The sequence below is a fragment of the Cyclobacterium amurskyense genome (assembly GCF_001050135.1).
Lineage (GTDB): Bacteria > Bacteroidota > Bacteroidia > Cytophagales > Cyclobacteriaceae > Cyclobacterium > Cyclobacterium amurskyense.
Genome location: NZ_CP012040.1, coordinates 2,911,055 through 2,925,547, shown reverse-complemented (window position 1 = coordinate 2,925,547; position 14,493 = coordinate 2,911,055). Strand labels below are relative to the sequence as shown.

Here is a 14,493-nt window from a genome sequence, read left to right as displayed (position 1 = left end):
AAGTACTTTAGGCAACCCATACCTGATTATGGTTGAACTTAGTATTTACTTATTCCAAGGGGACGATAAGTACAGGTATTTTGGATTTTTTTATAAGTTCTGCAGACACACTGCCTACAAATGCATTGTAAAAAAACCCATGTTTGTGGTGCCCAGCAATAATTAGGTCAATATTTAGCTTTTTCGATTCCTCAATAATCATTTCAATAGTTGCTCCTTGAACAAGCAGTCCTTCTGAAACAACCCCTTTTCTCTTTAGGGCAGTACTGTATTCTTTAAGCTTCATGTGTTCTTCCCTAAGTTCTGATGCTCTAGCGTCTCTTATGTATTGAGGGCCTACTTCATAACCAACGAAATCGGGATCTGGGGCAGCTATATGCATCAGCCACAATTTCGAATTGAACGATTCTGCCAATTGAAATGCTTTGTCAATTAGTTGTTTTTCATTCTTACTAAAATCGATCGTAACTAAAATATTTTTCATTTATAATTGGTTTAAAGACCAAAAGCAGGCTAATTATAATACTTACCCCCAAGTATTTGTGTAAAATTTAATCATAAATACAGGGTTCCTAAACAAAAGCTTGTATCCATAGGCAAATTACATAAAAATCAACTATGCCTCAATGCCAAAGGTGCTAGTCTTTGGCTCCTAAGTACAAACGAGAAGATTTTGGCAGTATTGCAGCCTATTTTTCAGGGAAAGGCAGACAAGATCAAACGTAGTAAGTTAAATACGGTTTCATTTTTACATACATTATCATCCAATTCAAAGTAATAAGGCCAAACTTAAAGTACCTGAATTTACCTTTCGAATCCTCAAGTTTTATGTCCAATTCAGCTACCAGTCTTTGCCTGTAAGTTCTATTTACTGTAACACCGTTCCAGCAACTCAAAATTTTCTTTGAACCTGAATCCTGATTGGTGCCTTCAATCCGAAAAAATGGCTTGCAATTCTGAGGCAAACTACCACAAAAAGATCCTATTAGTCGATGGAAACAGGAAATTCAGTTCCTAATCCTTGATTAAAGTTTTTGTGAATTCCTGAATAATCGGGACTGCCAAATCCTTTCCTTTTCAGTAACCACCACAAAAGGATTCTCAGAGACAGTGAGGTTAGTTTCTTTAAATGATTTTATTTGGAAATTAAGTTGTTAAATGAAAAACAGCCAAAAAATAGGCTGTCAATTTAGGGCAATTCAAAGCACCTTACCCTTATCAAAAAGGCTGATCATTGCATTAAAATGAATTGTAAATCCAGTCCCTTTATTCATTATAATTCACCTTGTATTTCACTTGAATGAAATCATTTGGAAAAGCAATTGCTTCAGCTTGCTCAAGTTTTATATCTTTACCAGTCTTTCCAAATAGAGAAATACCTTCTCCCAATAGCACAGGTGCTTTTGTTATTGTTAATTCATTTATCAGTGCTAAATCAATGAATGCTTGAATGGTTGTCCCACCATCAATATAGGCATGTTTATAACCTTTATCTTCCAGGGATGTAAGCAACTCCCGCAAGTCGCCAGCATACATTTCTACTTTATCTTTTAGATTTTCTGGAGCATGTTTCACAGTATTGCTTAAAACAATGATTTTTATATCTCCATAAAGCCATTGTTCGGGAGTTAAATTAATACTTGAGATCATCTCCATGCATTACCGCCCCATGATCATACAATCCACAGCTGCTATATAAGCGTTAAATCCCATATCGGCCTGTTCTTTTGCCAATACCTGCCCATTTCCTGCTGTGTGTAACCAATCCACACTACCGTCTGGTTTTGCGATAAATCCATCAACACTGGTAGCTATAAAAACAGAACATTTCATACTTTTAATTTAGAGGTAATAAAATTAATATGGGTAAAAAAGAAATCCGCTTCCTCAACAACTTTTCTCATGCCCCTATTTTCATTTGTCTTAGAACAAATTGGTTTTCCTCCAGCTTCAAAAAACCGCCTTACTTGTAAATCCAATGCCTGTGGGCACTATTATTCTAATTATGCCATAACGGCTACCAAATCAAAAATTTTGACACCAAGCTCTTTGTTGCCAATTATTTTAGAGCGGGCAATTGCTTCTTCTTTTGGCATTCCTTTGGTAAATATTTTCCATGCGTAATCATCACCTATTCTGACTTCACAAATAGGCATTTGATTGGTGGATGCAAGTAATTCCCAGCCTTTGTCATAGTACAAATACCAACTTTTCTCCGTTTCTCCGTGGAAAATAAATTTAATCAAGTCCTTATTCTTCGCTTCTACATTTCTATAATGATAAGGTAGGGCGCTTACAGAAGTTTCCAGATAAGGCAAATACCATTTCTCCTCAAGTAATTTTTTCTCACTACCAACAGCCAATCTAATCTGTTGTTGGTGATGCCATTTTTCAGTGTATTCTCTTGCTATATGAAACCAATTTCTGGATTCATTTTCACCTGCCCAAGCCACCGAAAATTCGGCTTTTTCATCAAGATTTAAGGTGGTCAGGAACCCACAGTATTCTTTTCCTGAGACCTTCAATAAATCTATTATTACTTTTGGACTAAGTCTCCTAGTGGCATTGACCCAGCCTGCATTCAGTTCATTTAGAAAACCTACCAAATCTTTATAGGAATGTACATTTTCTGGTGTTTCTCCATAATAATTATCACGCAACATTGACAGTGTTCTCAAATTTCCATCTAATAAGTGGACGGCAACATCTTTAACCCTCCATTTAGGCGCAATAGTAAGCCTATCCCAATCTTCCGGAGATAAATCCTCTAACAACTCGAACAGCATCTTGTCAAGTTCTGGCAACAAATTAACTACATCAATTTTTCCAGGTTTCTTAAAATTCATAACCACACAACAAGAAATCAATTCTGTTTAACCCGATATTGCCAATGGTTTTTAAAACTATTGGCAGCTGAGGCTTTTCAAGCTCAAGAAGAGCGTTTTTTAAATTTTAAAGTAATCGCTAAAAAACAGCAGATGGTATTTTATTGAATTTGCCCAGTAATCCCAGCTGTGGCCTCCCGGACGTTCCGTATAATCATGAGGAATATTTCTTTCTACCAATTTGACATGCAACCGCTTATTGGCATCATAAAAGAAATCATCTACACCACAATCAAATATGAGTTTTAAACCGTCTCCTTTCAACTTATACACCATGTTAATAACCGTATTGTCTTCCCAATTGTCTTTGTATTCAGCGTAATCCCCAAGGCGTTTGCTTAAATCCCAGTTTTTAGGAAATGGGCGAATATCCACTCCTCCACTCATGCTTCCGGCAGCACCCCAAACGTTTTGATGTCTAAAAGCAAGGTAAAATGCGCCATGCCCACCCATGCTTAAACCCGTAATGGCCCTTCCTGATTTTGTCGCTATGGTATTGTAGGTATTGTCTATGATATTAATTAATTCTTTAGAAAGATACGTTTCGTACCTCATCTTTTCATCTACAGGACTGTCAAAATACCAACTCGTGGCATTGCCATCAGGGCAAACAATTATCATATTGTATTGGTCTGCATATTCTTTAATGGCAGGCACTTTAGATATCCAATCCGTATGATTTCCACCAGCACCATGAAGCAAATACAGGACAGGATAACTTTCCTTTTGAGCGGAGTAACTGTCTGGTAGGATGACAATGTTTGAAATCGATTTAGTCATGGATTCACTCTCCACAAAGACAGTGTCGATCTGGGATGCATTGGCAAATAAGGTACTACAAAATAATAAAAGTAGGATTAATTTAAGTTTCATGGTTTTCGTTTAAGATTAATAGGATGGTCAAGAAGAGACCATAAGGTGATTTGGTCCGGATCAAATTCTAAGATACGGATTACTATTAAAATTTGTAATCATTTTTTTGTGCGGAAGGAGAAGCCCGGCATAGCTGCAGATAGGAGGTTCCAGTTTTCACCTTTCTCCAGAAACGAAGAATAAGCATCGCATCCCAAAATAAAAGCACTTAAAATGAAATAGTCGATAGACAATTTACTAGGTACTGAAATCACCTCAAAATTCACCACATCGCTCAATATCCCATTAAGCTAGACTATTTTAGCTATAAAAACAGTGTCATTAGTCATTCTTAGACCTTATTAATCTAACTCATTTATAGCAATTTTCAGCCATTCTAACCTTTCGGCAAGCCAATCATTAAGGTAGATCACTTCCTCATCATAAGTAGGATAATAGACATAATTAGGCCAGACATATTCTCCCAGAATTGGCCATTTGGTGAAATTCCTTTGTTGAGCTTTGTTTAAATAGATAGCATTTGAACTAATGTTAGCCTGAAAAACATCCCGATTCGAATAATAATGGTCAAAACGAGACTTTACTTTCGATACAAATTCAGAGTCTTCAAATAGACGGGAAAACCAGGTCGCATCTTTTACCCAAAAACCGTCTGTAGTTTCATTGCCATTGTAATCAATGTTCCCAAGACTAATGTCATAATCCCATATTGGACCCATTTTCAATTTACCTCCAGGGACATAATTCAAAAAAACACTAGAAAAAAATATAGCATCATTGTTTTTGGTGATTTCATTAATAAGGTACCAGTCTATGAAAGAAGCTACATCTATATATTTTGTATATCCTTCAACAGGGTCAGTAAAATTACTTCCCATCAATACATTTTCTATCAAATTAATATGGTCTTGGATAAGTATATACTTATCCTCTCCAAATTCTAACTCTGGTTCTTTTATATTGAATAAATAATTAGATGTCTGGAAATGAACATCATCCGGGTCTAATCTTGAAATTTGATCTACCTCTAATAAATAGCCATCGTCTCCTATCTCAACCCTATTGGATGATGCTTCAACTTTTTGAGTGATTTGATAGACTCCTAAATATTCATTGTTAATAGAAAGTTCAACAAAACGACTTTCAGGAGTCCAATCTAAATTGCTAAACCTACTAAGCTCAAATGCCAATTCATTTCTCAGCATTGTTTTATCACTATAATTGGCCAGTAGGATCCACTTTTTATCTTTTGGTATTCCTAAAACCTTTTCTTTATCGGAAAACTTTAATTGATATGGTTTTTTAGGAAAAGCCCAGGTACTGTTACCCCTACCTCTAATTTCAATATTTGTCACCAAATTCTCCTCTTCAACTTCGCTAGCTATCTCAAATGTGCCATTTACATATTCTTCTTTTGAAACGATAGGCGATAAATCTTCCGTATTTATGGATATGGACGGAAGACTGGACAATCCATCTTTTTTCTCAGAAGCGGTAAAATCATCATTACAACTAAATAGTAGTAAAAAAAAGAGGGAGGTCAATAATTGTTTTGTAGTCCTCATTTAAATAATTGCTGTTATCCGTATATAAAAATATTTCATCAGCGGAGTCGGGTCTATACGGACTACCTACCAAACTCTTTCGCTGTAATTTAAATTGCAAATTAAGGATTTAGGTTTGAAAATCAAACTGGGAAATCAGTTATTAATTAAGCATCCCAAGACTGAAGCGTCTAAATATTTGACAATAAACTTATTACGTGAAAAAATACCTAAATGCAATTTACCTCCTATCCCATACAAGTATTAATACAAGTCAGAAACGAAAAAACTAATTGGTCTTTGGCTCCACATTTTGAATTCAAAGGTGGATTAGTGGTCTACCATGTTAACCTCCTATAAGTATTTATTCTTGGGACTGTGTTCTGAAATAATCCACTTAATAGCCTCACATCTCAATCTGGTAATCAAATTTCGCCATCAAACTTGGCTTATTCCCCTGAAAGTCGCACCCTTATTTTTGTTGCCATACTTTCTACTTTCCAAGCTGGAATCCGAATTTCCAGGCGTTTTAGATTGTCTTTTTTTGTATCCAGATAGAATGGAGGAGGATTGAGGGAAATAACAGAAATGCTATACTCAGGATGGGATAGATTTTCTATGTTTAGGCTTTTACCATCTTGTGTTAAAATTGCCCCACCATCAACAATCTCAACATCAGCTTGAGTAATTAATTGCCAGGTGATCAATTCTGTATCCTCGGACAATACTATATCGTCCTCAATCAAGAGTGACCTGGGACTGCTTTTTACAAACCTTCGTTTGGCACTTTTCAATTGCCCCTCAAAGGTCGGTGACAAGTCAATCGTCGCTTCCGGTTTTGCTCCTTCTTTAAAATCAAAAATGGTGGCTTTCCCATCCACTACATGAAGTTGGTTGTTTACAGAAAGTGTGCTGTGCCCGAAGTTATTCTTATTCAATAGTGTCCATCGCTCACAATCCTGACACCTTCCCCAGAGTTTAAAGCCAGTCCTCTCAATAACGCCATAAAACCTATCTTTTCCCAGGTCTATACTCCAACGCACGCCATCCAATTCAAAAACAAATGAACCTGCATCCATATTGCCATGACTCACAGATCCACTTCCGCCTTTGCCTCCGAAATAAAACTTATTGGGATCATTGTCTCCTCCTGTGAAAAACACGACAGGATTTGCTCCATTCCCGCTCCATGCAGAAGGAACCGTCATTTCATCTTTTTCTTCATATTGGGACATCCACACCAATGCAGGCCCCATCAATCTTGACAATTTCCCCATTTCCTCATAGGGTCTCATGAATTTTTCTTTTTCAAAGAAGGTTTTGTTCCCTGTTTTAGAGGCAAACCAAGCCAAGGTAATGTCACCATTTTCTCCGCTATTGTCTCCACAATCTCCAAAATTATAAAACAGGCCCATAGGACTGTCAGAAAGCACCCTAAACATGGCACTTTCCTTAAACCCCGGATATTCAAGTATTCCAAAATCAGTACCAAAGGCACTTTCGAATATGGAAGCCGTTACCACCGAAAAAGAAGTTCCATACCGCCAATAGGTAGCACCTTCAGGATAGACTCCATCAGGCCCATATTGATCCAAGGCGTTTGCCATGCCGTCAATGGCTCTATAAATGGTCTTGGCCGCCAGTTCAGGAGCTTCTTCAGCCACCACAATCGCTGCCGCTACCAATCCTCCATTACATACCTGATTCCAATTATTATGTCCATAAGCCCATTTGGGGTCTTCCCCATTTTCCGGCCAACTTGGATTAATGCCTTTTTCAATCAGGGCTTTTTTAGCCAGCTTTACGGTGGATGCTGGCAAGTCCTTCCCTACCCAATCCACGGCCAGGGCAATTCCAAGAGACATTTCTCCTACATCGAGAAAATGCTTGGGGTTCCAAGTCGGGAAATTACAGGCGGCAATAACCTCCTCATTTATCCGAGCAAGCATGCGAGGATCCTTTTCTATTCGGTAAACCATCGCCAGCATGCTGATCCTATGCAGCAAGTCCCTGGAAATATCCAGCTGGTTGTTCTGTGACCTTTCTTCCAGAGGAATATCCAGGTTAATAATCGTCTGCTCAAAAACAGCTTCTGCATTTTGCTTAATGCCTTTATAGACATTCTGCACAACTGGATCGGTTTTTAATTTTTGCTTCAGCTTCTTCTCTATATCCTTGTTCAGGACAAGCCGAGGTGATGTTTTACTCAGGTTATTTTTTAGGTACTTTGCGGTAATGGGGTTTTCCAATTTATAAGGTAAATGCTGTGCATTTAAGCTTGACACCAAAAACAATAGTATAAAAATGGGCGAAAGCCACCTTAGATTTATTTTGTTTAACACCTTCATAGTAGGTTCATTTTGGGTTGTAATTTGCAGTTTTTATTGGTTAAAGTAATCGCTAAAAAACAGCAAATGGTACTTTAATGAGTTGGTCCAGTAATTCCAACTGTGGCCTCCTGGACGTTCTGTATAGTCATGAGGAATATTTCGTTCCATCAATTTTTCATGCAATCGCTTATTGGCATCGTAAAAGAAATCATCTACACCGCAATCAAAAATGAGTTTTAAGCTGTCTCCGCTCAACTTATACACCAGGTTAATAACCGTATTGTTTTCCCAATTTTCTTTGTACTCGGAGTAATCTCCCAGGCGTTTGCTTAAATCCCAGTTCTTAGGAAATGGGCGAATGTCCAGTCCCCCACTCATGCTTCCAGCGGCACCCCAAATGTCCTGATGTTTAAAGGCAAGGTAAAAGGCCCCATGCCCTCCCATGCTTAAACCTGTAATGGCTCTTCCTGATTTTGTGGCTGTGGTATTGTAGGTTTTGTCTATGGATCCAGTTAATTCTTTAGAAAGATAGGTTTCGTACCTCATCTTTTCGTCCACAGGGCTGTCAAAATACCAACTTGTGGCATTCCCGTCAGGGCAAACAATTATCATGTTGTATTGGTCTGCATATTCTTTAATGGCAGGCACTTTGGATATCCAATCCGTATGGTTTCCACCTGCCCCATGAAGCAAATACAGAACAGGGAAACTTTCCTTTTGGCTTGCGTAACTGTCTGGTAGGATGACAATGTTTGCAATGGATTTACTCATGGATTCACTTTCCACAAAGACCGTGTCTACCTGAGAGGCTTTTAGTAAAAAAGCATTACAGCATACAAAAAGTAGGATTAATTTTAATTTCATGGTTTTCATTTTAATTCTTTATATAAACGTAGGGGGAGGTGATTCTTTACCCAATAAAACTACTTTTAAAAGTAACAATAAAAACCAAAGGATCAGTGGCCTCTTATCAAAACCTGAAGTGTTAAGTACAGGATATTTTTACCGTTTAATGTGAATTGAATAGGAAAGCTACCAGTTTTAGGTAGGTCCTCTTGCTTATTTTTGTCTCTTGGTTATTAATTTCTGACCGATAAAACACAGGCTTTAGAGCAATCCACTTTATTAATTACGCTAAAGCCTGTCCTTGGTCGCCTACTGTTTTTTGTTAGCGAACTATTACTTGCCTAAACACATGATGCGTTTTCCCATTAAGAAGAAGAATATAAATTCCAGGAGCTATATCTGATAGATCCATAGTATAAGGGTTTACCAATTCTTTTTTGATTTCAACACCATTTAGATTGAGTAGTACGGCTTCTAACAAATTATCAAATCCCTCTATTTTTAAGAAATTTTCAGTAGGGTTGGGATAAATCACTATGTCTTTTCCAAAACCTTCTTCTAAACCCAAAATTGGATCTGAAAGAAAGGTGTCAAACATTATTTGCTCGCTGAAAAACACCTCGTCTCCAAATTCAATTTTAATCCGACAATAATAAGTGCTATTGTCTTCCAGGTTGGACAATTCCCATTCCAGGTTTTCAGTCCCTGCATTTACTATCCCATATTCATAAAGCCCAATGGTGGACCCTTCTGAGCTAAGTTCAAGACTAACAACCAAGTTATCAATGCTTGACAACAATTCCATATTTAAGAGCGTAGTCTTCGTTTCTCTATAATCAGCAACTTCTAATGAAGACAATCTAAACTGATCGCTCAACAAGATATTGGTTCTAAGAAGATTACCATTAACCCCATACGCATAGATTTCTTTTTGATGGCTTGAAAAAGACATTATTCCAGAAAGCTCATTTGTAGGTTCCCAGTTTTTGCCTCCATCCAAAGTTTCAAAAACATATCCATTTTCATTACAAATAAATCCATAGTTTTCATTATGGAAATAGACATCTTTAAACCAACCACTCGGAATATCAATAGCCTCCCATGTATCTCCTCCATTACTGGTTTTATGCAAGCCCAATTCCGGATCACCAATAAGGTAACCAACTTCATTATCAATAAAATGAATGGCATAAATTGGGTCTCCAGAATTTTCATATATCAACTCCCAATTTTCCCCTTTATCCATTGTTTTAAAAACCCGGTTGTAGTAACTGTAGGTGTTAAATGCATATCCTATATCCGAATCAGTAAACTGAAATTCTCCAATTCTATCTCCTGGGGAATTAATTTCTGTCCATGAAATGCCACTGTCCACTGTTTTAAATATCTGCCCTCTACTTCCGCTTATGAATCCTGTATTTTCATCTATAAAATTCATAGCTATAAGGCCATTAGATCCATATTCAATATCATTCCTATTTTGTAAGGACCATGTTAGCCCCCCATCAACTGTTTTTAGAACCTTTTTACTAATCCCTGAAGAACCAGGTGTGCCACCTACTAAGGCAAACCCAATTTCATTACTTATAAAGTCAATTTCTTGTGTTTTCTGATCTATAAAGGGACTACCCAAGTTGATCAGCTCTTCCCCTTGATTTGTCGATTTAATGATATCATTACCCACATGCACATACACTGTTTCATTTGATGTAACTTCTACGTTTGAGATTTCACCGTAAGTGATGCTATAGTTTTCCCAAGTTTTTCCCCCATCAAAAGTCCGGATAATTCTACCACCTAGCCCTGTGGCAAACCCTAGGTTTGTGTTAATAAAATGAATACCATAAAGGCTATTTCCGAATTCTCTACCATCAAACCCTAGCCAATCCCATGTATCTCCACCATCTTCAGTTTTGTGAATGACGCCATCTTCACCAGCAATAAACCCAATATTCTTATCAATAAATTGTATTGCGTAAGCTGCATCAAGTGATGTTATTTCATGCCATGTTTCTCCTCCATCTGTAGTTTTGTATACTTCACTATGTTCTTGTGTTGCATAACCAATTTGTTCATTGACAAAAGTGACCCTGAAAAAATTAGAAGGAGCTGTATTTGAAGCTTCCGTCAAATACCAAGTCTCTCCACCATCAATTGTTTTCTTAATAACACCATTCTTACAGACTACATGGCCTATATTTTCACTGATAAAATAAGCATCTTCAACGGTCACATCTGGGATCTCCAATTCACTCCAGGTTACCCCTCCATCAAAAGTTTTATATAAAGTGCTATCACCTGTAATGAAAAAGGTTTCTTTGCTGAGCTGACTGATACTGTTGAGCTTATCATTAAGGTTTATCTCCAATAGGTTCCACCCTTCTCCTTTATAAGTTGATTTGTATATTGCCCCTCTACTACCGATAATGATCCCATAACCATCTTTGAAACTGATCCTGAAACCATTGTCTAAATTCATTAATTTCTCCCAGTTACTCCCTTGGTCTTTAGTTATAAGCAACTCCTCACTGTTAACGACAAATCCTGAAAAATCATCGACAAAAACAATGTCAGTTCCCGCTAGAGATGAGGGATGCGGGTTAAGGCGAATCCATTTATTTGGCTTTTCCTGTATTTCAGAATCATCACTTACGTAAAATGATTTAGCTGATTCACATCCAATTTCATTTGACACAAGTATTGAATACCAACCTGGCTGCGCAATAAAAATTGAGGGAGTGATTTCGCCTGTACTCCAAGCGTAATTATTGAATTGTCCAGGATTAATTTCAACTGGATCAATTCCAAGAGAAAGTGTATCAGGAAGGTTGATCTCCGGTAATTCCACGACATCAATATATACCGAATCTTTAGAAGCACATCCAAATTCATTCGTAACCTCAATAATATAATAACCAGTCTGGCTAACCCTGGTTGTATTCGTTGTATCTCCTGTACTCCAACGATAAGACGCATATAAATCTTCAACAGTTAATTTGGAGCCAGAACACAATTCCAAGGCCTCTCCAAGTTCTAGGACCGGAAATGGATCAATCGTTATATCTCTGGTAATTACATCCGAATGATCAGCGTAATTAGCTGTGAGGGTAACTGCATAAGTTCCTGCTTCAATATAAGTATGTTGAGGATTGGTCTCTACGGATGTAGCCCCATCTCCAAAATCCCAATGCGCTGATTTTAAAAGATATGGATTGGTTATTCTAAAATTAGTGGGAGAGGATTGACAGGTCCCCTCTTGAAGAAAACTTGTTTTGAAGAAGTAATTCTGTATAAAGTTTGGGGTAGCGTTGGCAAGTGAATAGCCCCCTTCAGTAAAAAAACCATTTTCCTCAACTACAACATTTTCAGCGATTTCATTAACATTTGATATCACCCCCAAGTGCTCAGTTCCACCTCCTCCTCCACCTTTTGTTATGTAGATTTTTCCATTTGTTGCCAATTGTAAAAAGCGAAATTGATTAAATACCTCCCTGTGCAAAAGTTTTCGAGAATCTTGGATTGATGCCTTGTCTGAAAATTCAAGGTCAAACTGATACAGTCCACTTTCACCTGAACTACCTTCTTGGCTTACGTAGAGTTTTTTAGCATCTGACGAGAACGCTACACCATAACTAGTTCTCTTAGCTGGAAGGACTAAATTAATTCCATTGGTCAACTTTCCTGTGCCAGAGTCAAAATCAAATAAATCTAAAGATGTATTATTTAAATTGTCATATTCTCGGCTGGATGCTATTCTTCTTCCATCGGGAGAAAACTTCAATTGCCCTTGAAAAAGTTCATAAGCTCCTCCTATTTGACTGACAACAGGCCTATTTGAAATACCTTCCGAATTAACCAAGAAGGAATAATAATTGTTGGTATTGTATTCATGTACTACCACCCAATAATCTTCTAAATTTTCATGAAGTGCGGCTGTAATTCGTTTGCTGGTATTGGCTAATATTTTTTTCCCCTTGCTCTTTACATCTCCTAAACCACTTTCAAGAGTCATATCAATGACTGAGTAATAGAGGCCCGAAGACTCAAAACCTTCCCAGGGATCTACAGTAAATAAATAGTACAATTGATTGTCTGAAGGGTGAGGGATTACCAATGACTCTCGGGAAGTTAAACCTTCTGGAGAAGGAATTACTTCAGATCCGTTAGGCATCAACTGATGATTTTTATTCCAAATAGAATACCCATCAGAATAAAACAGCAAATCTCCATTTTCATCGCTTATTAGTCCTAATCCCACATTGAGGTATTCAGCATATTCGAAATGCACTTCAGGCTCCTCTGCATTAAAGTCTAGCTGATAATTCGAAAGCGCCCAATTATTCGCTTCTTTTTGAGCAAAAACAGGTGAAGCTATTTGGATGAAAATAATTAATATAAAAAGTTTTTTCATTGTTGGTATAACTAATATTAAATAGAACCTGATGGCTCAAAAATTATTTATTGATCTAAAAGTAACTACGCAAATAAAATTTCAGTCCCCATTCAATTAGAGGTAAAATAATAAATCGGTTTGATCTGAATCCAAAAAACGCCTAAATCAAAGGTTACTGTCATTAAAAAGGTAAATTAGAACAACGAATTACTTAAAAATATCTACTTTTTCAAACGCTCTGCCCAAAAACTTAAAAAAAGAAAACCATTCCCCATAAAAAGCATTATACCAGGCACCCTTTTACTAATTCATTGAACCCGGATTATGTAATAGGATTCGTAATAGCCTGTCCCGTGTTTACGGGAAGTGTTGCAATCGCAAGAAAATCAGACTGTTTGGAGATTTTAGCATAGCACCGCTATGGTGAAATTGAAAACAGCAACGAAGTGGCTGATTTTAAAGCGATTTCAGCACGTAATAGAATGTCTATTGCATATTTCGGGTTGAAGTGTTGCCTAAATTGAACCGTTCCCTTCGACAGGCTCAGGCTGCGGTTCAATTCAGGCTATTTGATTCAGTCCTTTGAAGCCTCCATTTTTTGTTTCCACAGCTCAAATTCTTTTTTATTCGCTTCTAAGGTGAGCGGATACAATCCTACGATGCGATGTCCTTCCAATACCCTTTCGGTTACAAAATCTTCGTAAAGGGTCATGCTTATGGCCTCATCGGCGATTTCATCAGCCAAGTGAGCAGGAATAACGATTACCCCATCATCATCACCTACTACCACATCAGCAGGGAAAACAGCCACGTCACCGCACCCAATAGGTACATTGATGTCTATGGCTTGGTGTAAAGTTAAATTGGTCGGGGCAGAAGGGGAATGGTGATAGGAAGGCATGTCCAACTTGGCAATTTCAGCGGAATCCCGAAATCCCCCATCCGTAACAATCCCTGCAGCACCACGGACCATCAGGCGAGAAGCCAAAATAGAACCTGCAGAAGCCGCCCTACTGTCTTTTCGACTGTCGATAACCAAAACCGCTCCACTGGGGCAGGTTTCTACCGCCACCCGTTGAGGATGTCTAGGGTCTTGAAATACAGTAATGGGATTAAGATCTTCCCTTGCAGGAATATACCGTAAAGTAAAGGCTACTCCCACCATGGTAGGCTTCCCTTTTTCCAATGGCTTAACCCCTTGAATGAATTGATTTTTAAGACCTCGTTTAAACAAGGCTGTGGCTAGTGTGGCAGTACTAACAGTTTGTAATTTTTCTCGAGTAGTGGCTAACATTATTGTAGTTTTAATTGGATGGTCAAAAAGTATATATTTTATGGCAAAGAAGCTCCTATTTTAGCTGTTCTTCAACCTTACCCCCCTTATTTGAACAAGGGTAGTAATTTTAAGGTCGTATTTTGGGTCTTCTTTCGTTACCATGACAAGTAAAGAAAAACCAGATAGCTAAACCCTGCCGTCCAGTCATAAACAGGTAACCACTGAACTCGTAATGTTTGTCATACTTCAAACACTTTTGACAGAATGTAGCACTTTCTCAGCCTGCCCTGAGTATCAGGGACACTTCATCAGAGGTTCATTTGCATTCATCTCCTTTATCCTTGCC

At 37.8% G+C, this 14,493-nt stretch carries 10 protein-coding genes; all 10 read right to left on the bottom strand.

Annotated features, from left to right (window positions below):
• Window positions 1-49: 49 nt before the first annotated feature.
• Window positions 50-484 (bottom strand): universal stress protein, encoded by a 435-nt coding sequence (locus CA2015_RS12040; protein ID WP_048642141.1) that lies wholly within the window; start codon window positions 482-484, stop codon window positions 50-52.
• Between the two features lie 782 nt (window positions 485-1,266).
• The gene (locus tag CA2015_RS12030) at window positions 1,267-1,650 is read right to left on the bottom strand and encodes a dihydrofolate reductase family protein (RefSeq protein WP_240477974.1); all 384 of its coding nucleotides are present in this window, start codon (window positions 1,648-1,650) and stop codon (window positions 1,267-1,269) included.
• A 9-nt stretch (window positions 1,651-1,659) separates the two neighbouring features.
• The gene (locus CA2015_RS25140; RefSeq protein WP_240477973.1) at window positions 1,660-1,833 is read right to left on the bottom strand and encodes a dihydrofolate reductase family protein; all 174 of its coding nucleotides are present in this window, start codon (window positions 1,831-1,833) and stop codon (window positions 1,660-1,662) included.
• A 170-nt stretch (window positions 1,834-2,003) separates the two neighbouring features.
• Window positions 2,004-2,846: a maleylpyruvate isomerase N-terminal domain-containing protein gene (locus CA2015_RS12025; protein WP_048642139.1), complete on the bottom strand. Its 843-nt coding sequence runs from the start codon at window positions 2,844-2,846 to the stop codon at window positions 2,004-2,006.
• Window positions 2,847-2,945: 99 nt separating this feature from the next.
• A complete protein-coding gene (locus CA2015_RS12020) occupies window positions 2,946-3,758 on the bottom strand; it encodes an alpha/beta hydrolase (protein ID WP_048642138.1) in 813 nt (270 codons plus the stop codon).
• 341 nt (window positions 3,759-4,099) lie between these two features.
• Window positions 4,100-5,323, bottom strand: a complete 1,224-nt coding sequence (locus CA2015_RS12015; protein ID WP_053086684.1) for a CotH kinase family protein — start codon at window positions 5,321-5,323, stop codon at window positions 4,100-4,102.
• Between the two features lie 428 nt (window positions 5,324-5,751).
• Window positions 5,752-7,650, bottom strand: coding sequence for a heparinase II/III domain-containing protein (locus tag CA2015_RS12010; RefSeq protein ID WP_048642137.1), 1,899 nt, complete (start codon window positions 7,648-7,650; stop codon window positions 5,752-5,754).
• Window positions 7,651-7,683: 33 nt separating this feature from the next.
• Window positions 7,684-8,496, bottom strand: coding sequence for an alpha/beta hydrolase (locus CA2015_RS12005; protein ID WP_084012019.1), 813 nt, complete (start codon window positions 8,494-8,496; stop codon window positions 7,684-7,686).
• Between the two features lie 304 nt (window positions 8,497-8,800).
• Complete coding sequence (locus CA2015_RS12000) at window positions 8,801-12,889, bottom strand: YCF48-related protein (protein WP_048642135.1); 4,089 nt, start codon at window positions 12,887-12,889, stop codon at window positions 8,801-8,803.
• A gap of 556 nt (window positions 12,890-13,445) precedes the next feature.
• Window positions 13,446-14,165, bottom strand: a complete 720-nt coding sequence (locus CA2015_RS11995) for a ribonuclease activity regulator RraA (RefSeq protein ID WP_048642134.1) — start codon at window positions 14,163-14,165, stop codon at window positions 13,446-13,448.
• Window positions 14,166-14,493: the final 328 nt, after the last annotated feature.